Source organism: Mycolicibacterium mageritense, from assembly GCF_010727475.1.
Classification (GTDB): Bacteria; Actinomycetota; Actinomycetes; order Mycobacteriales; family Mycobacteriaceae; genus Mycobacterium; species Mycobacterium mageritense.
This window is the reverse complement of sequence record NZ_AP022567.1, coordinates 7,806,103-7,828,282: the sequence shown is the minus strand read 5'-3', so window position 1 is coordinate 7,828,282 and position 22,180 is coordinate 7,806,103. Positions and strand designations below refer to the sequence as shown.

22 protein-coding genes are annotated in these 22,180 nt (G+C 68.2%); 16 read left to right on the top strand and 6 right to left on the bottom strand.

Annotation, left to right across the window (positions count from 1 at the left end):
* Positions 1-112: 112 nt before the first annotated feature.
* Positions 113-964 (top strand): SPFH domain-containing protein, encoded by an 852-nt coding sequence (locus G6N67_RS37825; RefSeq protein ID WP_036442666.1) that lies wholly within the window; start codon positions 113-115, stop codon positions 962-964.
* Here G6N67_RS37825 and G6N67_RS37820 read toward each other — a convergent pair.
* Positions 936-1,628 carry an HAD family hydrolase gene (locus G6N67_RS37820; RefSeq protein ID WP_036442668.1) on the bottom strand — a complete coding sequence of 231 codons (693 nt, stop codon included), beginning with the start codon at positions 1,626-1,628 and terminating at the stop codon, positions 936-938. The two genes, G6N67_RS37825 and G6N67_RS37820, sit on opposite strands and share 29 nt — an antisense overlap.
* Before the next feature lie 26 nt (positions 1,629-1,654).
* Complete coding sequence (locus G6N67_RS37815; protein ID WP_235684096.1) at positions 1,655-2,707, bottom strand: diaminopropionate ammonia-lyase; 1,053 nt, start codon at positions 2,705-2,707, stop codon at positions 1,655-1,657.
* 106 nt (positions 2,708-2,813) lie between these two features.
* Here G6N67_RS37815 and G6N67_RS37810 point away from each other — a divergent pair, with 106 nt between their 5' ends.
* The 12 genes from G6N67_RS37810 to G6N67_RS37755 all read left to right on the top strand — a co-directional run bounded on the left by G6N67_RS37810 (position 2,814) and on the right by G6N67_RS37755 (position 14,485).
* On the top strand, positions 2,814-3,728 hold the full coding sequence (locus G6N67_RS37810; protein WP_036442670.1) for a LysR family transcriptional regulator: 915 nt from the start codon (positions 2,814-2,816) through the stop codon (positions 3,726-3,728).
* A 76-nt stretch (positions 3,729-3,804) separates the two neighbouring features.
* Positions 3,805-4,566, top strand: a complete 762-nt coding sequence (locus tag G6N67_RS37805) for a LamB/YcsF family protein (protein WP_036442672.1) — start codon at positions 3,805-3,807, stop codon at positions 4,564-4,566.
* Entirely contained in the window at positions 4,563-5,201 is a 639-nt protein-coding gene (locus tag G6N67_RS37800) for a 5-oxoprolinase subunit B family protein (protein ID WP_051579306.1), read from the top strand. The genes G6N67_RS37805 and G6N67_RS37800 overlap by 4 nt, the downstream gene beginning before the upstream one ends.
* A complete protein-coding gene (locus G6N67_RS37795; protein ID WP_036442674.1) occupies positions 5,198-6,079 on the top strand; it encodes a 5-oxoprolinase subunit C family protein in 882 nt (293 codons plus the stop codon). Before G6N67_RS37800 ends, G6N67_RS37795 begins: the two co-directional genes overlap by 4 nt.
* A 104-nt stretch (positions 6,080-6,183) precedes the next feature.
* Positions 6,184-7,137: an LLM class flavin-dependent oxidoreductase gene (locus G6N67_RS37790; RefSeq protein WP_036442676.1), complete on the top strand. Its 954-nt coding sequence runs from the start codon at positions 6,184-6,186 to the stop codon at positions 7,135-7,137.
* Positions 7,134-8,099: a CoA transferase subunit A gene (locus G6N67_RS37785; protein WP_197747946.1), complete on the top strand. Its 966-nt coding sequence runs from the start codon at positions 7,134-7,136 to the stop codon at positions 8,097-8,099. The genes G6N67_RS37790 and G6N67_RS37785 overlap by 4 nt, the downstream gene beginning before the upstream one ends.
* Complete coding sequence (locus G6N67_RS37780; RefSeq protein ID WP_051579307.1) at positions 8,096-8,896, top strand: CoA-transferase subunit beta; 801 nt, start codon at positions 8,096-8,098, stop codon at positions 8,894-8,896. The genes G6N67_RS37785 and G6N67_RS37780 overlap by 4 nt, the downstream gene beginning before the upstream one ends.
* Positions 8,893-9,783, top strand: coding sequence for an FAD binding domain-containing protein (locus G6N67_RS37775; protein ID WP_051579308.1), 891 nt, complete (start codon positions 8,893-8,895; stop codon positions 9,781-9,783). Before G6N67_RS37780 ends, G6N67_RS37775 begins: the two co-directional genes overlap by 4 nt.
* Complete coding sequence (locus G6N67_RS37770) at positions 9,780-10,274, top strand: (2Fe-2S)-binding protein (protein WP_036442678.1); 495 nt, start codon at positions 9,780-9,782, stop codon at positions 10,272-10,274. The genes G6N67_RS37775 and G6N67_RS37770 overlap by 4 nt, the downstream gene beginning before the upstream one ends.
* On the top strand, positions 10,271-12,658 hold the full coding sequence (locus G6N67_RS37765; protein ID WP_081812866.1) for a xanthine dehydrogenase family protein molybdopterin-binding subunit: 2,388 nt from the start codon (positions 10,271-10,273) through the stop codon (positions 12,656-12,658). The genes G6N67_RS37770 and G6N67_RS37765 overlap by 4 nt, the downstream gene beginning before the upstream one ends.
* Positions 12,655-13,296, top strand: coding sequence for an SRPBCC family protein (locus G6N67_RS37760; RefSeq protein ID WP_051579309.1), 642 nt, complete (start codon positions 12,655-12,657; stop codon positions 13,294-13,296). Before G6N67_RS37765 ends, G6N67_RS37760 begins: the two co-directional genes overlap by 4 nt.
* 7 nt (positions 13,297-13,303) lie before the next feature.
* A complete protein-coding gene (locus G6N67_RS37755) occupies positions 13,304-14,485 on the top strand; it encodes an XdhC family protein (RefSeq protein ID WP_036442680.1) in 1,182 nt (393 codons plus the stop codon).
* On the opposite strand, the gene G6N67_RS37750 is transcribed toward G6N67_RS37755, so the two are convergent.
* On the bottom strand, positions 14,445-16,103 hold the full coding sequence (locus tag G6N67_RS37750; RefSeq protein ID WP_051579310.1) for a PucR family transcriptional regulator: 1,659 nt from the start codon (positions 16,101-16,103) through the stop codon (positions 14,445-14,447). The two genes, G6N67_RS37755 and G6N67_RS37750, sit on opposite strands and share 41 nt — an antisense overlap.
* A 140-nt stretch (positions 16,104-16,243) precedes the next feature.
* On the opposite strand from G6N67_RS37750, the gene npdG reads away from it, so the two are divergent.
* The gene (npdG, locus tag G6N67_RS37745; RefSeq protein ID WP_081812868.1) at positions 16,244-16,981 is read left to right on the top strand and encodes an NADPH-dependent F420 reductase; all 738 of its coding nucleotides are present in this window, start codon (positions 16,244-16,246) and stop codon (positions 16,979-16,981) included.
* A gap of 18 nt (positions 16,982-16,999) precedes the next feature.
* Here npdG and G6N67_RS37740 read toward each other — a convergent pair whose 3' ends face one another.
* Genes G6N67_RS37740 through G6N67_RS37730 form a run of 3 tightly spaced genes read right to left on the bottom strand, consistent with a single transcriptional unit; the run spans position 17,000 to position 19,377 of the window.
* Complete coding sequence (locus G6N67_RS37740; RefSeq protein ID WP_036442681.1) at positions 17,000-17,656, bottom strand: GntR family transcriptional regulator; 657 nt, start codon at positions 17,654-17,656, stop codon at positions 17,000-17,002.
* A gap of 53 nt (positions 17,657-17,709) precedes the next feature.
* Positions 17,710-18,675 (bottom strand): PDR/VanB family oxidoreductase, encoded by a 966-nt coding sequence (locus tag G6N67_RS37735; RefSeq protein WP_081812869.1) that lies wholly within the window; start codon positions 18,673-18,675, stop codon positions 17,710-17,712.
* 9 nt (positions 18,676-18,684) lie between these two features.
* A complete protein-coding gene (locus tag G6N67_RS37730) occupies positions 18,685-19,377 on the bottom strand; it encodes a hypothetical protein (protein ID WP_036442683.1) in 693 nt (230 codons plus the stop codon).
* 441 nt (positions 19,378-19,818) lie between these two features.
* Between G6N67_RS37730 and G6N67_RS37725 the strand changes: the two genes are divergently transcribed.
* Together G6N67_RS37725 and G6N67_RS37720 are read left to right on the top strand one after the other, a co-directional pair.
* Complete coding sequence (locus tag G6N67_RS37725; RefSeq protein WP_036442685.1) at positions 19,819-21,252, top strand: purine-cytosine permease family protein; 1,434 nt, start codon at positions 19,819-19,821, stop codon at positions 21,250-21,252.
* A gap of 126 nt (positions 21,253-21,378) precedes the next feature.
* On the top strand, positions 21,379-22,179 hold the full coding sequence (locus G6N67_RS37720) for a ComEA family DNA-binding protein (protein WP_036442688.1): 801 nt from the start codon (positions 21,379-21,381) through the stop codon (positions 22,177-22,179).
* Position 22,180 lies beyond the last annotated feature (1 nt).

Below are 22,180 nucleotides of genomic sequence, written 5' to 3'. Positions count from 1 at the left end.
AGTGTTCACTGCTCGGGGGATCGGGTGCTGGCGGCGGACCGATGCGCGACGCACAATCGGAATATGAGGCCGGATGCCTCGTCCGGCTGACGCCGCGAATCGAGGACAGATCATGGGCATCCTTTACTCCCTGGCCGCCGCCGGGGCCGCGGCCGTGGGTCTGCTGTGGCTCGGGCTCGCCAACATCCGCGTGATCAGGCAATACGAACGGGGTGTGGTGTTCCGGTTCGGCAGAGTGCTCGAAGGTGTCCGCTCACCGGGCCTGACCATGCTGATCCCGGTCGCCGACCGGCTGCAGAAGGTCAACATGCAGATCATCACGATGCCGATCCCGGCTCAGGACGGCATCACCCGCGACAACGTGACCGTGCGGGTCGACGCCGTCATCTACTTCAAGGTCGAGGATCCGGTGCGGGCCGTCGTCGACGTGCAGGACTACATGTCGGCCATCGGCCAGGTCGCCCAGACCTCGCTGCGGTCGATCATCGGCAAGAGCAATCTCGACGACCTGCTGTCCAACCGCGAGCGGCTCAACCAGGGGCTGGAACTGCTCATCGACAGCCCCGCGCTGGGCTGGGGCATCCACATCGACCGCGTAGAGATCAAGGATGTGGTGCTGCCGGACTCGATGAAGCGCTCGATCGCCCGGCAGGCCGAGGCCGAGCGCGAGCGGCGGGCCCGCGTGATCACCGCGGACGGTGAGCTGCAGGCCTCCGAGAAACTCGCCCAGGCCGCCGACGTGATGGCCGGCGAACCCGCGGCGCTGCAGCTGCGCCTGCTGGAGACCGTCGTCGAGGTCGCCGCGGAGAAGAACTCCACCGTGGTGCTGCCGTTCCCGGTCGAACTGCTGCGATTCCTGGAGCGGGCGACGCCCGCGGCCGGCCCTCGGTCGAAGGTGCCCGACGACGCCCGCGACATCGCGCTCGACCCTGCGCTCAAGGTGGGGCCGGCAGCGACCGAATGATCCGCGGCAGTTCCGTGAGCGCAGTCGAGGCTCGCGCCGGTTCGGGCCCGCCGACGTAGATCGACGACATGCCGAGCCGCCGCGGCCCTTCCACGTCGGCCGCCCAGTTGTCGCCGACGAACACGACGTCCGCGGCCGTCGTACCGCGCGCGTGCAAGGCGGCCTCGAAGATCTTCGGGTGCGGTTTGCGCCAGCCGACCTCGACCGACGTGATGATCATGTCGACCGCGCTGTTCAGGCCGAACCGGTGTACGAGCCGTGGCACCAGAGCGGGTGCGTGGGTGTTGCTGACGATCGTCAGCCGGTGATCGACAGCCAGGTCGGTCACACAGTCAAGGGCGGCTGCGGCGGGCCGCACGTTGCCGGTCCACGCGTCCAGGTATTCCTCGATCAAGGTGTCGATGGCGTCGCCGGATACCGGAGGCGATCCGATGGCGGCCCAATATCGTTGTGCGACTTGGTGCATCGAATACTCGCGACCGGTGCGGCCGGCTTCGGACTCGAGCGCGTCCCACGTGTTCTGCCAGTGTTCGTTCACGGCTTCGGGGGAGATGGCCGAGCCCGCGCGGCGCGCAAAAGCCAACGGCGCGTTGTAGGCCGGGTGCGTGGACGGGTCATAGTCGACGAGCGTGCCGAAGAAGTCGAAGAACACGTGGCGCACCATCAGGGCCCAGCCTAGGCCGGCCCGGGTCAACCGGACGCTTGCGAACCCTCGGTGCTGAGCAGCAGGACCGAGGAGTCGGCGCCGAGGCCGAGGCATGACCGTGCCGGTTCGGCAGCCAGGATCCGCAACGCGGCGAGGCTCGCGGCGCCGCACGGCCCGGCGTCCACGCCGAGCCGGCCGAGTTCGGCGACAGCCTGTGTGGCCGCGTCCTCGTCCACCACGACCGCGCCTGCCAAGCCCTTCTCAAGATCGGGCCAGGCGAGATAAGACGGTGTGCCGCAGTTGAGTCCGGCCATGCTGGTCTGGCCCGTCGGAACGGTCGTGAGCGTGCCCGCGGCCAGACTGGCACGCACACAGTCGGCCACGTCGGGCTCGACGGACACGACGCGGCAGTCGGGGTGCGAGCGCCCGAACGTCACCGCGGCGTGGGCGAGCGAGCCGACCCCGGCGGGTACCACGATGAGGTCGACGCCGGTACCGAGCTCGGCGGCCTGATCGGCGGCCTCGTCGAACAAGGTCGCGTAACCGTCGACGATCCACTGGGGGACGTCTTCGTAACCGGGCCACGAGGTGTCCTGCACCAGCAGCGCGTCGGCGTCCGCGTCGGCCAGCGCGGCGGCCGCCCTGACCGCATCGTCGTAGGGCAGGTCCAGGACGCGCACCTCGGCGCCCTCGGTTCGGATGGCTTCGATCGCACGCTCGGAAACTCCTTGCGGCACAACGATGGTCGCAGGAAGTCCGGTCAGTTTGGCCATGCGCGCAACGGCGCGGCCGTGGTTGCCGTCGGTGGCCGTGACGAGCCGGGGCCGCTCGCGATCACTCGACTGCAGCGCGCGATGCACGGCCCACGATGCACCGAGCATCTTGAACGCGGGCAGTCCGAGGCGGAGGGACTCGTCCTTGACCAGTACGGCTGCCAGCCCGAGACCCTCGGCGACCGTCGGCAGCGAGACCAAGGGCGTGACCGCGTAGTCCGGCAGGTTCGAGTGGAAGTCCCGGATGTCGCCGGTCTCCCGTGGTTCCGCGGGCCGGCCCGCGGCCCAGCTTGGGTTGAGCAAGAACGATTCGGTCGTCAGCACGGCATACCTCCTGTCCCACACGGTAGGTACCGCCGCAGCTTGAAGAAAATCACTGATTCCTGCCGTCAACCCGGCAGGATTACTGAAGTGTTTCTAGGATCGGGGAATGTTGGATGTGCGACGCCTGCGCTTTCTGGTGGAGCTGAGCCAGCGCGGCACCATCGCGGCGGTGGCCGAAGCACTGCACATGAGTCCGTCCGGGATCTCCCAGCAGCTGGCGTTGCTCGAACGCGAGGCGGGCGCGGCGCTGCTGGAACGGGTCGGGCGCGGGGTGCGGCTCACCGAGGCCGGACAGCGGTTGGCCGACCGGGCCGCCGACATCCTGGCAGCGCTCGAACTGGCCCATGCCGAGTTGCGCTCCGGCGAGGATCCACCGACAGGCACGTGCCGGGTCGCCGCGTTCGGCAGCGCGGCCCGGGCGCTCGTCCCGGCCTTGTTGGGATGCCAGAAGCTCCATCAGGGACTACGGGTCGAACTCGTCGAGTCGGAGCCGGAAGTCGCGGTTCCAGCGCTGCTCAGCGGTGAATTCGACCTGGTGGTCAGCGAGGAGTACCCTGCCGCCGCGCCCTCGTTGCCGCGCCACGTACACCGGGAGGTGCTCGCCGAGGACGCGCTGGAGATCGTGGCGGCGTCGGATCTGCTTCGAGGGCGCGACGTCGTGAAGGCCGGCAGCTCGCTGCCGTGGGCCTTGGAACCCGTCGGCGCCGCGTCGCGCGCCTGGTCCGTCCAGCACTGCCTCGGGCTCGGCTTCACGCCGACCGTTCAATACGAGTCCTATGACCTCGACCTGCTGCTGCTGTTGGTCCACCAGGGCGCGGCCGCGAGCATCCTGCCGCGACTCGTGCTGCCGCCGCACCGGGAGACCGCAACGCTGATCCGGGTCGAGACGGGGTGGTCGCGGACCTTGGTCGCCTTGACCCGTCAGGCCCGGGCCGGCGATCCCTCGGTGCGGGCCGTCCGGCGGTCGCTGCACGGACGATTCCGCGAATCGGCAGTTCCACTGACGGATGAGCTTCAGTGACCGACGCTGTTCCCGGCCCGCTCCGCCGGGGATACTCGGACGCGAGACGATCGAGTTGACGCGTGCAGGAGGATCCATGGCGCCACGAGTAGCACTGACGACCGATATCGGTGAGGGACTGGGCCGTTGGAGCCTGGGCGACGACGACGCCTTGCTCGAGATCGTCACGAGCGCCAACATCGCGTGCGGCTTCCACGGCGGCGACCCCGGCATCATGCGGCGCACGTGCGCGATCTCGGTCAAGAACAACGTCGCGATCGGCGCGCAGGTGAGTTACCGGGATCTGCACGGTTTCGGCCGCCGCTACATCGCCATGCCGGGTGACGAGCTGCGCGACGACCTGCTGTACCAGATGGGCGCACTCGAGGTCTTCGCGCGGCTGGCGGGCGGCAAGGTCGACTTCGTCCGGGCGCACGGCGCACTGTGGAACGTCGCCACGAAGAACACCGAGCACGCGCAGGCCCTCGTCGACGCCACGCTCGAATTCAACAGGGATCTGCCACTTCTGGCCGCCGTCGACACCGAGGTTTGGCGACTCGGCAAGGAGGCGGGCCTGCGCATGGTCGCCGAGGCGTTCGTCGACCGCGCCTACACGCCCGAGGGTCTCCTGCAGTCCCGCAGCGAGCCCAACGCGCTGCTGACCGATGCCGACGCGGCCGCGGCGCGGGCCGTGCAGATGGTCACCGAAGGCCATCTGACCGCGAACGACGGCAGCGAGGTCGACGTCACTGCCGAAGCCTTGCTCGTGCACTGCGACACCCCGGGCGCTGTCGACATCGCACGCAAGACGCGTGCCGCGCTCGAGGCCGCAGGCGTCGAATTGTTCCCCATTCGGTGACCCTCGACCCGGCGTTCGTGCCCGAACTTCGGCCGTGCGGCGAGGAAGCCTGGCTGCTCGACCTCGAGGACAACGGCGCGGTTCACCGCTGGGCCGCGGCGGTCCACCGCGCGGGGCTGCCAGGCGTGGTCGAGGTGGTGCCCGGGCTGACCACCCTGCTGGTGACCCTGGACCCCGCACAGACCAGCGCAGGCGCGCTGCGGGCGGCGCTCGAAACGCTGCGGCCGGGCCTCGAACAGGCCACGGACACCGAGCACCACGTGATCGACGTACGTTACGACGGTGAGGATCTCGCCGAGGTGGCAGGTCTGACCGGACTGAGCGTCGCCGAGGTGGTCGCCGCACACACCGGCACGCCGTGGCGCGTCGCGTTCTGCGGTTTCGCCCCCGGATTCTCGTACCTGGTCGGCGGGGATCCACGGCTGCGGGTGCCGCGCCGCGACGAGGCGCGCATCCGCGTGCCTGCCGGCGCCGTGGCGATAGCCGGCGCGTTCTCGTCGGTCTATCCCCGGGTCTCTCCGGGCGGCTGGCAGCTCCTGGGTCACACCGATGCGGTGCTGTGGGACTGCGCGGCAGCGTCGCCGGCTACCCTGCGGCCCGGGGCGACCGTTCAGTTCCGCGACGTGGGCCGATGAACCGGCTCACCGTCGAATCCGTCGGCGTGATGGCGCTCCTGCAGGATCGCGGTCGCCGCGGGCTGGCCCACCTCGGGGTAGGGCAATCCGGCGCCGCCGACCGGGCCTCGTACGATCTGGCGAACCGCCTCGTCGGCAATCAGCCGGGTGCGCCCGGTATCGAAATCACCCTGGGGCGCGTGGCGTTCACCGTCCAGGCGCCTGCGCTTCTCGCGGTGACGGGAGCCCCGGTGGCGGTGACGTGCGGTGGCCGGCAGCACGCTGTCAATGCCGCGTTCACCGCACGGGCGGGAGATCGCGTGACGCTGGGCGCCCCCACCGAAGGGCTTCGCACGTACCTCGCGGTACGAGGCGGGTTCGTGGGGCGGTCCGTGCTCGGCTCGATGTCGTGGGACACCATGGCCAAGCTCGGTACGCCGCCACTGCGGGCGGGTGACGTTCTGGACGTGGGCAACGCCAAAGCGGACTGGCCGGCAACCGACCTGGCTCCGGGCCCGGCGATGCGCACGTGGTCGCTGACCTTGCCGCTCATGCTCGGCCCGCGCGACGACTGGTTCTCCGACGTCGCCCTGACGCGACTGGCCGAGGACGAGTTCGTCGTCACGCCCGACGCCGATCGCGTCGGTATCCGGCTCGACGGGCCGGAACTGCCGCGCCGGCGCGGCGGCGAACTGGCAAGTGAGGGCGTGGTGCTCGGTGCGCTGCAGGTTCCGACCAAGGGCCGGCCCACGTTGTTCCTGGCCGATCGACCGGTGACCGGCGGGTACCCGGTGATCGGCGTCGTACCGCGGACGGCCGTCGACGCGGCCGCACAGGCCGTGCCAGGTACGCGGATTCGCTTCGCGCCCTACCGCGCACAGTTGAATGGCAATCGGTGACAAACATGAACAGCCGGGTTGGCTAGCGATGCCATGGAGCGGCGCTGTGGATTGGCATAGCGTGACGCCACACAGCCCTCATCCGCAACAGAGAGGACGGCGCGATGCCCGCGACCTTCGGGTTGGCCGTGGAGAACTTCACCTCGGCTCAGAAGACACCCCGGATCGACGAGTTGCTCACCACGGCCAGGCGCGCCGAACAGCTCGGGTTCACCTCGCTCTGGGCGTGGGATCACCTGTTCCTCGGCAGCCGCCAGCCGTTCCCGCAACTCGAGGCCCTCACCACACTCGCGGTGCTGGCCAGCCACACCAGCACCATCACACTCGGCACCGGTGTGCTGGTCCTGCCGATTCGTGATCCGGCGTTGTTGGCCAAGACCGCGGCCACCATCCAGGAGATCTCCAACGGACGCTTGCGCCTCGGTGTCGCAGCCGGCTGGTACGAACGCGAATTCGACGCCACGGGAACACCTTTCAAGACCCGCGGGAAGATCTTCGAGCGCAACCTCGAGATCTGCATGAACCTCTGGACACAGGACGAGGTGACCCAGACGTGGGACGACCTGGCGTTCCGCCGGGTCAAGATGTTGCCGCTGCCCCGGCCGAGGCCGCAGGTGCTGATCGGCGGATACGTCGACCGCGTGCTGAAGCGCGTTGCCACGCTCGGCGACGGTTGGCTCACGTACTTCTACACGCCGGAGGCGTTCACCGAATCGTGGGCCAAGATCACGCGGTTCGCCGAGGAGGCGGGCCGCGACCCGGCCCAGCTGCATTCGCTCAACCAGCTGCCGATCTGCATCGGCTCCTCGAAGGAACAGGCGCAGGCCCTCACCGGTCCGTGGCTGGCTTCCTACTTCGACACCCCGGAGTGGAGCAACGCGACACCCGACAGCGCGATCTGCGGCACGCCCGAGGACTGTGCCGAACAGATCGCGGCCCACCTCGACGCGGGTGTCCAGGAGATCTGCCTCGTACCGCACGCGTACGACCCGGAGCAGGTGGAGCGGTTCGCCGCAGAAGTGCGTCCGTTGCTGGGCAGCCTGGTGGGTGCCGCATGAGTGGCCGGCTGATGACCCCGGGCGTCACCGAAGCGCGTCTCGAACTCGAAGGGCGCACGCGCACAAGCGATGACAAGATCACCACGGCAGCCGAGGCCGTACGCCGGCTGGTTCCCGAGGGCGCGGTGATCGGCGTGGGGGGCACCAATCACGCGCGCACCCCCATGGCGCTGCTCATCGAGTTGCTGCGGCAGGGCCGCACCGGGCTGACCATGACGCGGCCGCTGTCGTGTTTCGAAGCCGAACTCATGCTGGCCACCGGCACCGCCGAACGCATCATGACCAGCTGGGTCGGGATCGGCCACGGTTGGGGCCTCGCGCCGGTCGTGCGGCATCTGGTCGAGCACGGCAACCCCGTCTTCGAGGAGTGGAGTCATCTCGGTATCGGGTTGCGCTACAAGGCCGGAGCCATGGGCGTGCCCTACCTGCCCACGCTCAGCATGCTGGGCTCCGACATCGACATCCAGCTGGGCCTGGCGAAGGTCACGTGCCCCTACACCGGGCAGCTCCTCAATGCGGTCCCGAGCCTGAACCCCGACGTGGCGCTGATCCACGTCCAGCGCGCCGACGCCGCGGGCAACGCCCAGATCGACGGCTATCAACTGATGGACGCCGATCTGGCCCTGGCCGCACGCCGGGTCATCATCTCAGCGGAGGAGATCGTCACCACCGACGAATTCCGGTCCGACCCGGCCCGCACCGCGATTCCGGGATTTGCCGTCGACGCGGTCGTGCATCAGCCCATGGGTGCCTACCCGCACGAGTGCTACGGGCACTACGAGGCCGACCTCGACGAATTCACCGCGTATATGCAAGCTGTGAAGAAGGGCGGCATCGAAGGTGCCCGGTCCTACGTCGCGGCACTGACCGCCCACGCCGACCACGACGCGTATCTGGCCTCGATCGATCCCGATCGACTCGCGGCCGCACGACGCACCGCCGAGGAGATGCTGCCGAGATGACCGAATCCCTGACCCGGGCGCGTCCCGTCCAACATCCCGACGCAAGGCCCGACGAGATCATGACCATCGCGGCCAGCCGGTTGCTCGAAGACGGCAAGGTGCTCTTCGCCGGGATCGGCCAGCCGCTGGTTGCGGCGGCGATCGCCAAGCGGCGCCAGGCCCCCAACCTGACGGTGCTGCTCGAGGGCGGCATGATCGGCATCGAACTGCAGGCCGGTGAACTGCCCGCGTCCACCAACGAGGTCCGCGCCGCGATCGGTGCCCAGATGCTGACCACCGCGACCGACATCTTCCTGATGGCCCAGCGTGGTTTCTTCGACTACGGCTTCATCGGTGTCGCGCAGGTCGATCAGTACGGCAACGTCAACACGAGCGTCGTCGGCGATCCGGCGAAACCGGCTGTCCGGCTGCCCGGTCCGGGCGGGGCCAACGACATCGCCTCGATGTGCAATGAGGTCGTGGTGGTCACGCCGCACGAGCCGCGCCGCTTCGTCGAGCGCGTCGACTTCATCACCAGCCCCGGTTTCTTGACCGGCACGACCTCGCGGCGGGACAGCGGACTGCTCTACGGTGGGCCCCGGTGGGTGGTCACCGACCTTGCGCTGCTCGACTTCGCGCCCGATTCCCGCCGGATGCGCGTGCGCGCGCTGCAGGCCGGTGTCACGCTCGACCAGGTCAGGGCCGCAACGGGATTCGAGCTGCTGGTGCACGATCAGCTCGACGAGCTGCCGCCCGTGGACGACGCCGAACTGGCGTTGCTGCGCCACCTCGTCGACGGTGAGGAGACACAGGCATGACGGTGCAGGAGACAACGCAGGCCGGGCGCACCGCGGCCAGCTGCTTCGAATATCAGCGCGCCGAATCATGGTCCGACGCAATCGAACTACTCGAACTGTGGGACGACGAGGCCAAGATCCTCGCAGGTGGGCAAAGCCTGATCCCCATGCTCAACCTGCGCCTGGCGGCGCCCGGTGCACTCATCGACGTCAATCCCATCCCGGCCGCCGCGCCCCGGCTCGACGGTAATCACATCGTCATCGACGCCAACACCCGTCATCGGGTGCTGACCACGTCCGATGTGGTGCGCACGCACGCGCCGCTGTTGTCGCACGCCGTGCGATTCGTGGGCAACGTGCGCGTCCGCAACCGCGGCACCTTCGGTGGCACACTTGCCCACGCGGACCCGACCGGGGAGATCGCCGCCGTCACGATGGCCATGGGCGGCGAGATCATCGTGCAGGGGCCGAGCGGCACCCGCACCGTCCCCGCCGACGAGTTCTTCATCACCTACCTGACCACCGCGATGGAACCGAACGAGGTGATCGTCGGCGGGCGCATTCCGGTCGGCGCCGACGGTCGCTGGGGATTTCACGAAGTCGTCCGCCGGTACTCCGATTTCGCGACCGTCAGCGTCACGGTCATGGCACGCGCCGCCACCGACGTTCGCGTGGTGCTCGGCGGCGTCGCGGTCCGGCCGTTGCTGGTCGACCCGGAATACCTCGCACCGGCGCTGTCGGACCCCGGCAACCCGGACCGGGCCCGCGAGAGTGCCGACGCGATCGCGGCATCGCTCGACCCGGACACGGATCTGCATGCCACGGCCGACTACCGGCGCCGGCTCGTCGCGGTGCACACCCGCAGGCTCTTGGAACAGGTACTCGCAGAGGAGGGCCGCACAGCATGATCCGAACCCAGGTGGTGCTCCGCGTGAACGACCGCGATCACGAGGTGTGGGTGCGCAACGACCGCACGCTGCTCGACGTCCTGCACGACGACCTCGGTATGCCTGACGTGCGGTACGGCTGCGCCGAAGGTGTCTGCGGCACCTGCACGGTCCTGATGGACGGCGACCCCGTGAGCGCATGCTGCGTGTACGCGGTTCAGGCGGAGGGCCACGACATCGTGACCCTGCGCGGCTGGTCGGATCCGCAGGATGAGCCGCATCCCCTGCAGAAGTGCTTCCTGGAGCGCGGCGCGTCCCAGTGCGGCTTCTGCACACCGGGAATGCTGTTGACCGCGGCCACGCTCGCCGAACGCAATCCGGACGCATCGCGCGAAGAGATCCGCCATGAGTTGGTCGGGAACCTGTGCCGCTGCACGGGTTATCAGGCCATCGTCGATGCGGTCGAAGACTATCTGCACACACCGGCAGTAGAGAGGGGAGGTGCCCAGTGACCACCGTCGAACCGGGAACCACTCCCGATACGACCGAACCACCCAGCGCCCCGGCAGAATTCGATCCGGACGCGGACTCGGGCCCCGAGCCGCGCGAACGCGACTTCCGGGTGGTCGGGCAGTCGCCCGCCCACCACGACTTCGTCAACAAGGTGCGTGGCACCCTGCTGTACGCCGCGGACTGGAACCTGCCGGGCATGATCCACGGCAAGGTCGTCCGGTCCGACGTCGCACCCGCACGCATCGTCCGGATCGACACGTCGGCCGCCGAGCGGCTCGAAGGTGTGGTGGCCGTGCTGACCGCCGCGGACGTCCCGCACAACGCGATCGTCGAGCACGCCAGCGGCGGGCTCGGCGAACTGACCGTCGAACAGCCTGTGCTGGCCCGCGACCGCGTGCGGTACGTCGGCGAGCCGGTCGCGGTGGTCGCCGCGACAGATCCGGAGACCGCGGCCGAGGCGGTCGACCTCGTCGAGGTCGAATACGAACCGCTGCCCGGCGTCTACCGCCCCGAGGACGCCTTGGCCGACGGTGCGCCGCTCGTGCACGACGAAGGCAATGTCCTGGTCAACTGGCACCTCGACCGTGGCGACGTCGATGCCGCGTTCGCCGCCGCCGATGTCGTCGTCGACCACACCTACCGCAGCCAGCATGTCGAGCACGCCTACCTCGAAACCGAGGCGGGTGTGGGGTGGATCGAGAACGACGTTGTCACACTGCGGATCTCGACACAGGTCATCGAGCATGCGGTCGAGATCGCGACGATCCTCGGGCTACCGCAGAGCCAGGTGCGCGTGATCGCGTCCTACATGGGTGGCGGCTTCGGCGGCAAAGAGGACATGACCGTCGAGCCCTACATCGCGCTGCTGGTCTGGCGGACCCGCAGGCCCGTGCGGATGATCTGGTCGCGACAGGAATCGATCCTGGCGAGCACCAAACGCCACCCGTTCACCATGCACTACCGCACCGCGGCCACCAAGGACGGAAAGATCCTCGCGGTCGACGCCGACATCGTCGGCGACGCGGGCGCCTATCCGTGCCTGAGTGCCCGGGTGCTGTTCGCCGGCGCGGCCCTGTCGCCAGGCCCGTACAAGGTTCCGGCGGTCCGCATCCGGTCGCGGGCCGTGTTCACCAACAACGTGCCCACGAGTGCCTTCCGCGGGTTCGGAGCCATGCAGGTGACCCTCGGTTATGAATCCCAGATGGATGCGCTCGCGGCCGAACTCGGGTTGAGCCGCGAGGAGGTGCGCGACCGCAACTACATCGAGAAAGGTGACCTGCTGGCCGGCGGGGAACCGATCACGACTGCCGTCGCCGTGCGCGAGACGCGGGATGCCGCGCTCGAAATGCTCGGCGAGCCAAGCCAACCGAGCGGGCCCAACCGGGTTGTCGGGCGGGGCTTCGCGTGCGGCATGCAGCCATACGGCCGGTCCATCTGGTTCCGTGACCACGCCGCGGCGTGGGTGACGCTGCAGGCCGACGGCACGTTGCTGATCCGCAGCGGGGTCACGGACCTCGGGGCCGGCCAGGCCGCGAGCCTGTGTCAGATCGCCTCGGAAATCCTCGGTGTCGCGCTTTCGGACATCAGTGTCTACATCGGGGACACCGCGCTGACCCCGCCTGCCGGTGGCACCTATGCCACGCGTCAGCTGTACATGTCGGGCAACGCGATCCTGCGAGCCGCGCGCAAGCTGCGCGACCAGCTCACCCCCGTCGCCGCAAAGGAACTCGGAGTTCCCGAAGACGCGCTGGTGTGGGTCGACGGCATGGTCCGCACCGAGGACGGAACCACCGGGCTGAGCCTGCCCGAACTGGTGCGCGCGGCCAACGAAGCCCGCGTCGACACCGCGGTGCTGAACACCTGGCGGGCCCGGTCCGGTGGCTTCGACCCGCAGAAGGGCCAGGGACACACCTATCCCGACTACACGTTCGGCACGCATGCCGCCGAGGTCGAGGTCGATCTGGAGACCGGTGACGTGCGGTTGCTCAAGTACGCGGCGTGCCACGACGTGGGCCGAGCGATCAATCCCACCCGGGTGCACGGCCAGATCATCGGCGGTGCCGCGCAGGGCATCGGCTACGCGCTCACCGAGGACTGCGTCACCGACGCCGGCCATCCGCTGTCGTCGCTGTTCGCCGACTACCTCATCCCGACGGCGATGGACCTGCCCGACATCCGCGTCGCCATCGTCGAAAGTGGTGAGGGCCGTGGACCGCTCAACGCCCGCGGCATCGGTGAACCACCGATCGGCCCGCCCGCGGCCACCATCGCCAGCGCAGTCGAGGCCGCGATCGGTGTCAGGCCCACCCAGCTACCCATCACCGCCGAGCGGGTGCTGGCCCTGCTCGACCAGCGTGAACTCGAAAGGGGAGACAGCGCATGAAATTACAGCATCGGACCGAGGTCGGTGCCGCCCCCGACGACGTGTGGGCGTTCCTTCAGGACACCCCGGCGGTGGTGGAATGCATGCCCGGCGCTGAACTCGTCGACGAGTTGGGTGACGACCGCTACGAGGGCGTGCTGCGCGTGGCGATCGGGCCGCTGAAGATGAACTACGCGGGACGTGCGTCGGTGGTCGAGCGGGACGCGGCAGCGCGGCGGATCGTGCTCGACGCGAGCGGGCGCGACAAGCGCGGTTCCGGTTCGGTCGTGGCGCACGTCGCATTGCAGGTCGAGCCCGCCGATGCGGGCAGCCGTATCGACGTGGTCTCCGACATCGACCTCACAGGCCGAATCGCCTCGCTGGGCCGTGGCATTCGGGACGTGTCCAACCAGATGTTCGTCGACTTCGCCGGCGAGTTGGGCAGCCGCATCGAAGGGCGGGGCCGGCCCGCGCCTGCCGCCGACGGCGCACGCCAGGCCGCGACGGCCACGCTGACGTCGGTGGCCGCACCGCGGTCGGAGCCCACCGCGACGCGCGGGGGCGGCGAAATCAAGGTGCTGCCATTGATCTGGGCGGTGACGCGGGAACGCCTCGCCGATTTCCTGGAGCGGCTGAGCACCCGCGTGCGCCCGAACTGACACAGCCGTGCGGGAGTTGTTGGGGGAGCTGACCAAACGCTGGCGCGCCGGCGAGAGCGTCGGTCTCGGCACCGTGGTCGCGACGTTCCGGTCCGCGCCGCGCCCGCCGGGCGCGGCGATGATGGTCGGTTCCGACGGGTGTGCCTACGGCTCGGTGTCGGGCGGGTGTGTCGAAGGTGCGGTGTACGACCTGGCACAGGCCGTGGCCGCATCGGGCCGGCCGATCCTGCAGCGCTACGGGGTGTCTGACGACGACGCGTTCGCGGTGGGACTCACGTGCGGCGGGATCCTCGACGTCTACGTCGAGAAGGTGGATCGCCAGAGCTTCCCGGAACTGGGCGGGATCGCCGACGACGTCGAGGCCGGGCGCCCGGTCGCGGTCGCCACGGTCGTCGCACATCCCAATCGCTCCTGGGTCGGGCGGCGGCTCGTGATTCGCCCGGACGAAACGGCGCGGGTGGACAGCACTGTCGGCTCGGCCCGGGCCGACGAGGCGGTTCGCGACGATGCTCTGGGCCTGCTGGCCGCGGGCCACAGTGCGACGCTGACGTACGGTCCCGACGGAGAACGCCGCGGTGCCGGAATGCGGGTCTTCGTCAGCGTGTTCGCGCCCAAGCCGCGGATGCTGGTGTTCGGCGCGATCGACTTCGCCGCGGCCCTTGCACGCGCAGGCACCTTCCTGGGTTATCACGTCACGGTATGTGACGCGCGTCCGGTGTTCGCCACGCGCAGTCGATTTCCCGACGCCGACGCCGTGGTGGTGGACTGGCCGCACCGCTACCTCGCCGGTGAGAACGCCGCGGGCCGGATCGATGCGCGTACGGTCGTCGCGGTCTTGACACACGATCCGAAGTTCGACGTGCCGCTGCTCGAGGTGGCGTTGCGGATCCCGCACCTCGCCTATGTCGGCGCCATGGGTTCGCGTCGCACGCATGACGACCGTTCGAAGCGCTTGCGGGAGAAGGGATTGTCAGAGGCCGAGCTGGCCAGACTGTGCAGTCCCATCGGCCTCGACCTGGGCGCGCGGACCCCGGAAGAGACGGCGATCTCGATCGCGGCGGAGATCGTCGCGCGCCGGTGGGGAGGCAGCGGACGGCACCTCACGGACACCGCGGGGCCCATCCACGAAAGTCCACACGTGCCCGCCGTCATGTCGGCCGAGTCGCGAGAATCTTCTGCATCTCGTTGATCTGCAACGCCACACCGATCTGGATGGCCACCGGGGTGCTGGTGCTGAACGGGCCGAGGAGGCGTTCGAGTTTCGCCAGACGGTAGCGCAGGGTGTTGTAGTGGTAGTGCAGATGTCGTGCCGCCTCAGCCATGTTCATGTTGTGCTCGATGAGTGTCTCCAGCGTCTGGAACATCTCGGATCGTTCGGGTTCGCTCATGCGGAGGACGGGGCCGAGTTTCTCGTCGGCGAACGCGCGCAGGTCTTCGTCGCTGACCTGCGCCAGCAACCGGAACAGGCCCAGCTCGCCGTATGCCGTCACCGCGCCGAGCCCCGAGACCCGCGACCCGAGGCGCAGCGCGGTCCGGGCCTCCTGGTAGGCGATCGAGACACCGGCCGGGCCCGGATAGCTGCGGCTGACGCCGATTGCGTACTGGCCGTTGGTGAAATGCGCGACTTCGTCCTGCACGGCGTGGGCCACGGCGAGCACGTCCTGGTCGGCACCGATGACTGCCACCAACTCGGAACCGAGCCCGGCCGCGGCTGCCAAGCGGTCCTGACTGCGTACGGCCGACGCCCAGAACTCGATCGCGCGGTCGTCGGCCAGCCGGGACCGGCGCCTGGTCGAATGGGCTTCGTCGGGCGTGCCTTCTCTGCGGCCGACCAGGACCGCGATGTCTCGTTCGAGATCCCAGCCGAAACCTGAACCCAGCGATGCGTATTCGCCCGACTCGGATTCGCTGCCCGAGATCAGCTCGAACAGGGCGTTGGACGAGAATCGCCGTTCGACCGCGCCCACCGCGAGGTCGCGCGTAACCTCCAGCGCCGCAACGATTGCGGCCTGGCCGACGGCCACCAGGCTGAACTCGCCGAACGGTCTTTCGGCTTCGACCGCGACGACGAATCCGTGGTGCAGGCGCCCCGCGCGGATCTCGCGAGACGCCCAGCGCTTGCCGGTGCGCTTGTCGGTGTGCAGGCCGGTCAAACCCAACCGCAGCAGGTCGGCCGACTCTGCCTTCATGAAATGCAGATCCACCAGGGGAGCCTCGTCGCCGGCCTGCGCCAGCACGGTCCCTTGTGGATCGGTGATCGCCACACTGGCGTCGCCGAGCAGACCGGACAGGCTGCCGGCCAGTTCGCTGAGGCCGCCGCCCGACAGCGTGATCGCCAGGAAGGAGTGGTGTATCTCCTGAGCCTTTGCCAGCGCCGACGCCTGCCGGTTGACGATGATCGCGAATGCCCTGCTGAGGATGTCGTCGAAACGGATGCGCTCCGGGATGACCACCAGCGGCAGGCCGAGTCGATCGGCGGCGTCGATCACCGGCTGGCCGAGTTCGGGCATGTAACGATCGAGTTTGATTCCGATACCGGCCAGCCCGAGCTGGTGCAGATCCACGAGGAGCTTGGCCTGGTCTTCGTCGTCGCGGGGCAACGGATACCCGGTCGCCAGGAGGAACTCGTCCTGGCGGACCCATCGGCCGATGTCGGGAACCGTCATCACGTTGACGGCACTGATGGCCCGGTCCAGACCTGAACTGCCCGCGATCAATTCGGCACCGGACAACACTTCGTCATCGAGTAGCTCGCGGAGAGTGAGGGTTTCGCTCGAATGTGCAGCCGCCATGTCGGGCGTGTTCATAGGCGGGTAGCTTAGCGTTGATCGACAACAACCGCGATGTTCTTTGGCACAAACAGCCATGGGTTGTTCTGGCTGCTCTTCATATGGTTGCTCTACCCGGGCCAGTCGGCTGACGGGCGGATCCGACGAAGAGGAGCACCGTGACACGAAGCGTGAAGTCCCTTGTTGCCGAGGGCGATGTGAACGAGACGGTGTCGATCCTGGGCGGCACGGGCAACCTCGGGTTCGGCCTCGCGGTGCGGCTGGGTGCGGCCGGATATCGGGTGTGTCTGGGTTCGCGGGATGTCGAGCGCGCACGCCGTGCCGCGGCGCAGGCGGACGAACTCGTCGAGCACGGCACCTTCGTCGGATGCCTCAACAGCGAAGCCGTCACGCAGGCAGACCGGCTCGTGATCGCCGCCGTCCCGTTTGCCAGCCACGTCGCGACGCTCCGCAGTGTCGCCGAGCATTGGCGGGCCGGTCAGGTGTTGCTGGACACCACCGTTCCGCTCGCGACCGCCGTCGGCGGGCGCCCCACGCACTTGGTCGAACCGTGGCACGGCTCCGCGGCCCAGCAGGCGCGTTCGGCGATCGACGATCGAATCGGGCTCGTGGCGGGCCTGCACACCATCAGTGCCGCGGCGCTGCGGGATCTTTCGCGTCCCCTCGACCAGGACACGCTCATCTGCGGCGACCGCCGGGGGAAAGAACTGGTGGCCGCAGCGCTGGAACGGATCGACGGCCTGCGAGTGGTCGATGCGGGTTCGCTGGAGATGAGCCGTCTGCTGGAAGGCCTGACTCCGGTCCTGATCGGGATCAACATCCGCAACAAGACTCACGCCGGCATTCAGGTCACGCACCTCGGTACACGTCCGGCGCAGCAGGCCGCCCTGGCCTGACGGGCCGCGCAGCCCTGGTCAGTCCGTCGACGTGTCATCCGGGAGTTCGGAGTAGTTCCACTGATGTTGCCTGGCCAGCGCGCAGGCGGCATCGACGTCTCCTGAGCTCAGGGAATCCAGGAGTGCTTGATGATCATCGGCGATCGCGCGCAGATCCGGTGTGCGGGCCATGATCGTCACCGACGTCCGGGCCTCGATATGGAGGTTCTCCCAGGTGCGCTTGATGAGGTCGTTCCCGGCCGCCTCGATGATGTGCCGGTGGAACATCACGCTTTCCATTCCGACCGCTTCGGTGTCGTTCTCGCGGGCCGCCTTTTGCATCCGCTCGACGTCATCTCTGAGTTCGTCGAACGGTACGTTGCCGATCATCAGCACCAGCCGGGTTGCGGTCTCTTCGAGCGCGGCCCGCAAGACATAACTCTCGCGCAGGGTCTCGCGGATGAACGACCGCACGAACGTGCCGCGTCGCGGCTTGATCTCGACGAGCCCGAAGGTTTCCAGCTCCCGCAGCGCTTCCCGGACCGGAGCTTGGCTGGTGCCGAACGTCGCGGCGACCCGGGTCTCCACCAGCCGCTCGCCGGGTTCCAACTCGCCGGCCACGATCTGGCGTACGAGCGTGTCGCGGATCCGGTGGCTCAGGGTCTGGTGAAGATCCGGGTTCTGGTGCGCACGCATGGTCTGAAGATACGGACTCGTCACCTCACGGACGGAGCCTATCGGCCGCCCGTTTACAGATCGACGATCAGCAGCGGGCTCTTGGATCGAGAAACACACGGCAAGATGACCTGGTTGGATTCACGTTCGTCGTCGCTCAGGACGTCGTCGTTGTGTTCCGGGACGCCATGGGTGACCCGGAGCTCACACGTCCCGCAGATCCCGGCGCGGCACGAGTTGTCGATGTCGTAGCCGGCGTCTTCGAGCACTTCCAGAAGGGTCTTGTCGGCCGGTACGGGCAGGCGCGTGCCCGATCGGGCCAGTTCCACGGCGAATTCGCCGTCGGTGACGCTGTTCGACACCGCCCTGGGCGTGAAGCGCTCCAGCCGCAGCGCACCAGCCGGCCAGCTGTCGCACGCGCGCTCGACCGCATCGATCAGCGGCCCCGGCCCACAGCAGTAGACGGCTGTGTCGGTGCGCGGAGCGCCCAGGAAGTGGTCGAGATCCAGCAGGCCGTATTCATCCTCGGGCATGATGTGCAGCTCACCGCCGGATATCTCGCTCAACTCGCCGATGAACGCCATCGAGGTGAGCGTTCGCCCGCCGTACACGAGCGTCCATGGCTTCGCGCGTGCGGCGACATCGTGGACCATCGGGAGTATTGGGGTTATGCCGATACCCCCGGCGACGAACAGATACCGCTGGGCATCCACGAGCGCGAAGTTGTTGCGCGGCCCCCTGACCGTGAAAATGTCACCGGGGGAGACACTTTCGTGGATCAGCTTCGAACCGCCCCGGCTTGCGGGCTCGCGCAACACGGCGATCCGCCACGGCTCTCCGTGCTGCGGGCCGCCGCACAGCGAGTAGTGGCGAACGATTCCGTCGGCGAGCTCGATCTCCAGGTGCGCGCCCGGCGTCCACGGTGGCAACGACGACCCGTCCACCGCGCACAGGTCGATGCCCAGCACTCCTTCGGCCTCCCGGCGCAACGCTGAAACCTGCACGGGGAAACCACAATCGCGTTCACTCGCGATGCTCATCGGCGGCCTCTAGGAGGTCAGCAGTCGAGTTGCCGCTTCCGGCGAGAACATGTTCGCCGCGATGTCACGCATGCCGCGCATCGCGCGCAGGATCTCGTTGCGGTCGTCGTCGGTTTCCGCGTAACGCGACAGTATCTGGCGCCCCAGGCCCACATGGAACTTCTCGTCGATCTCGATCTTTCGGTGCACCCGCACGACCTCGTCGAAACCGTAGCGTTCCCCGGCGAGAAAGGTCGGCTCGAGACTTCCGGTGGCCGAGGTTTCCGACGCGTTCCACGCGGCCACCGCCGCGAGCGGGTGGCGGTCGAGACAATCCCAGAGGAATTCGCTCCACACCCGGGAATCCGGCGGGACACTCGTCGGCGCTGTGCCGCCCAGCGACTCGACGGCGTGGCTGACGGCCTCGTAGTGCTCGGCCTCCTGGAATGCCTGCTTCGCCAGCAGGGTGATGTGCTTGCGCTCGAAACCCAAACCGTATCGGCGGATCTCCTCGTTCAGCAAGAACACGTAGTCGATCTCGCGCCAAGCACGGGTGGCCAGCCACTCGGCGAGGATGATGGGCTGGGGGTTCAGCGCGAACGAATCGAAGAACTGCTCGCTGGTGCGTTTGGCATTGGCGAAGATCGAGTCGAGAATCTCGTCGACCTCGGCGCTGATGGGGTCCAGGCCTGTCCCGCCTCGGACGTTTCTGACGTTGACCATGTGGGAACCGCCCTTTCGCAATCAATTATCGATAATCGATCGTAGGGCGCCTGCTCGCCCCGGGTCAAGGGGTTGTTACGACGTTGCCTGCGCCGCGATCGGAGCGGATCCGGCCGAGGTGCGGGGGATGGCCTTCGCCACGTGGAGGTTGTGATGGCGGGTGGACGTGTTCGGATCATTTGTGCCGCAGTGTCTTTCGTGTCCACCGTCAGCGGGACTCCAGGGCGATCGCGAGTTGCCGCCTGCTGCTGCACTTTTCGTGAATCGGTGCGGGCTATGCTCCCGCCGTGCGATGCGGTGCATCGACGTGCCCATACTGGTTGGCATCTTCTGCCAAAGCGACCCCGTCAGGATTGGCTGTTAGGTATGTGTGCATCCGTGGCATGCGAACCTAGCGTGAAGCACCTCATAACCGTCCTGTCCAGGAAACGAGGAACTCGCATGAAGGACAGCACCCGTGCGCAGACGCCCACGAACGTCGGGCAACCTCCCTCCTCGGAAGAATCGGGCAGCGCGTTGGTGCTCGAACGCCGTGGAATCGCACATGTTCCGACGAGCCAGCGCTACGGCAATCCACGAAACCAATTCACGGTCCGGTTTGCCCCGGTCATCTACTTGGCGGGTATCTACCTCGGGGCCAGCGGCGGTCCCCTCGGCCTGGGGTTCACCGGTAGCGTCACCGCGATCGTGCTCGCCAACATCCTGGGGTCGATCGTGACCGGGTTGTGCGCGGTCATGGGCCCGCGACTCGGCATGCCGCAGTTGCCCATGGGGCGCGCGCCGTTCGGCTACGTCGGGAACTACCTGCCTGCGTTCCTCACCCTGTTGATGTGTATCGGCTACTACAGCGTCGGCACGGTGCTGGGGGCCAAGTCGCTGGCCGACCTCTTCAACGCCCCGTACGCACCCACGGTCGTGGTGGTCGCGGCAGTGAGCATCCTCATCGGTGTCTTCGGCTACAAGATCCTGCACGCGATGGGCAAGATCATCACGAACGTGAGCATCGTCGTGCTGACCGTCGTCTCGGTGGTCCTGATCTTCCACGGCGGCGGACCGGGAACGGCTGCCACGGCGACCGGTGTCGACTATTGGCTGGCGTGGTCCGTGCTGTTCACGGCCGTTTTCGGGTACACCGCGAGCTGGGCGCCGTACGCGTCGGACTACTCGCGCTACCTGCCTGAAAACAGCAAGCCCTCATCGATCTTCGCGGCGGCCACGGCCGGGCTGTTCGCCTCGACGACGTGGATGATGTGCCTCGGTGCCGGCCTCATCACGCTCATGCCCGACGGCGACGTGATCGACGCGTTCGGCATCGCGCTGCCCGACTGGCTGCGGTACGTCGTACTGCTCACCCTGGGCCTGTCCGCCATTCCGCACAACTCCGTGAACCTCTACAGCGGTGCGATGAACACGTTGACGTGCGACATCAAACTGCCGCAGTGGGTCACGGTGACCATCGCGGGTGTCATCGGACTGGCGATCGCGCTGGTGTTCGGCGGCGACCAGTTCCAGGCGAACTTCCTGCTGTTCCTGCACGTACTGTCGTACTACATCACGCCATGGGTCGCCGTCCTGCTGGTCGACTACTACGTTGTGCAACGGGCCGGGCGAAACACGTTGCCGTTCGACAACTTCTACACACCCGACGGCGCGTTCGGGCGGTACAACCTCGCGGGGCTCGGCGCGTTGATCGTCGGTGTGGTCGTATCGGTGCCGTTCATGGCCAACGACTTCTACACCGGCCCCGTCGGGGCGAGCCTCGCCGGGGCGGACCTGAGCTACTTCGTCTCCGGCATCGTCGCGGCGGTCATCTACCTGGTTGCCAAACGGCGGATGGCCCCCCGGCCGGCGGCTCCGGTGCAGAAGACCGACTGACGGTCCGGCGGGCGCGCGGGAATCGGCGCCGGCGACGTTATCCCCAACATGTCGTTCATCCACAGATGATGACGGCGGGGGCGTCGCCGGCGCCGATTCGTCTGCGCCGGCTTCTAGCGTCAGGGCATGCGAACCGAACTGCCGGCGCAACGCGTCCGCCGCCGACTCGGTACTGACGACGAAGCCGAGGACGAGTCCGACGATCCGCCGGAAGCCGCCCTGTCGAAATGGCTGCCCGACAACGTGACCGACGGACCCTCCGGGTGGTTCGCGGCAGTGCGGGCCGACCCTGGCCGGGCCGGCGTGACGGCGCTTGCCGTGGTGGGGGTGCTGGCCGTTCTGGTGGCCGCTTTCGCGTTGATCCGCGATCGGCCGCCGCCGGTGACGTCGGCGAATCTTCCGCCGGTGCAGATGGTTTCGTCAGCCGGCCCGACGCCGGAGGCCGGTTCGGAGGCTGTGGTGGTCAGTGTGGTCGGCCTGGTGCACAAGCCCGGCCTGGTGACGTTGCAGCCAGGGGCGCGCATCGCCGACGCCCTCGCGGGCGCGGGTGGTGCGCTCGGCGGCGCCGACCTCGTCGGGCTGAACATGGCCCGGCGCGTGGCAGACGGTGAACAGATCGTGGTGGGCATCGCCGCACCGCCCGGAGCGCCGCCAACCATGGGAAGCTCGGTCAGCGGAACGGCCCCGTCGTCAGGGGCGCCCGGGACGTCTGCGCCGACGCCCGGCGGCACACCAGCCGTGGTGGATCTCAACGCCGCCACCGTCGAACAACTCGACGAGCTGCCCGGCGTCGGGCCGGTGACCGCGGCGGCCATCGTGGCGTGGCGCGATGCGAACGGTCGGTTCACGAGCGTCGATCAACTCGGCGATGTGGACGGCATCGGTCCGGCCCGGCTGGAGAAGCTCAGGGAGTTGGTCCGAGTGTGAC

Coding starts and splice junctions, on each gene's coding strand:
- G6N67_RS37825 (WP_036442666.1), top strand. CDS start 113: ATGGGCATCCTTTACTCCCTGGCCGCCGCCGGGGCCGCGGCCGTGGGT.
- G6N67_RS37820 (WP_036442668.1), bottom strand. CDS start 1,628: ATGGTGCGCCACGTGTTCTTCGACTTCTTCGGCACGCTCGTCGACTAT.
- G6N67_RS37810 (WP_036442670.1), top strand. CDS start 2,814: ATGTTGGATGTGCGACGCCTGCGCTTTCTGGTGGAGCTGAGCCAGCGC.
- G6N67_RS37805 (WP_036442672.1), top strand. CDS start 3,805: ATGGCGCCACGAGTAGCACTGACGACCGATATCGGTGAGGGACTGGGC.
- G6N67_RS37795 (WP_036442674.1), top strand. CDS start 5,198: ATGAACCGGCTCACCGTCGAATCCGTCGGCGTGATGGCGCTCCTGCAG.
- G6N67_RS37790 (WP_036442676.1), top strand. CDS start 6,184: ATGCCCGCGACCTTCGGGTTGGCCGTGGAGAACTTCACCTCGGCTCAG.
- G6N67_RS37785 (WP_197747946.1), top strand. CDS start 7,134: ATGAGTGGCCGGCTGATGACCCCGGGCGTCACCGAAGCGCGTCTCGAA.
- G6N67_RS37780 (WP_051579307.1), top strand. CDS start 8,096: ATGACCGAATCCCTGACCCGGGCGCGTCCCGTCCAACATCCCGACGCA.
- G6N67_RS37775 (WP_051579308.1), top strand. CDS start 8,893: ATGACGGTGCAGGAGACAACGCAGGCCGGGCGCACCGCGGCCAGCTGC.
- G6N67_RS37770 (WP_036442678.1), top strand. CDS start 9,780: ATGATCCGAACCCAGGTGGTGCTCCGCGTGAACGACCGCGATCACGAG.
- G6N67_RS37760 (WP_051579309.1), top strand. CDS start 12,655: ATGAAATTACAGCATCGGACCGAGGTCGGTGCCGCCCCCGACGACGTG.
- G6N67_RS37750 (WP_051579310.1), bottom strand. CDS start 16,103: ATGAACACGCCCGACATGGCGGCTGCACATTCGAGCGAAACCCTCACT.
- G6N67_RS37740 (WP_036442681.1), bottom strand. CDS start 17,656: ATGCGTGCGCACCAGAACCCGGATCTTCACCAGACCCTGAGCCACCGG.
- G6N67_RS37735 (WP_081812869.1), bottom strand. CDS start 18,675: ATGAGCATCGCGAGTGAACGCGATTGTGGTTTCCCCGTGCAGGTTTCA.
- G6N67_RS37730 (WP_036442683.1), bottom strand. CDS start 19,377: ATGGTCAACGTCAGAAACGTCCGAGGCGGGACAGGCCTGGACCCCATC.
- G6N67_RS37725 (WP_036442685.1), top strand. CDS start 19,819: ATGAAGGACAGCACCCGTGCGCAGACGCCCACGAACGTCGGGCAACCT.
- G6N67_RS37720 (WP_036442688.1), top strand. CDS start 21,379: ATGCGAACCGAACTGCCGGCGCAACGCGTCCGCCGCCGACTCGGTACT.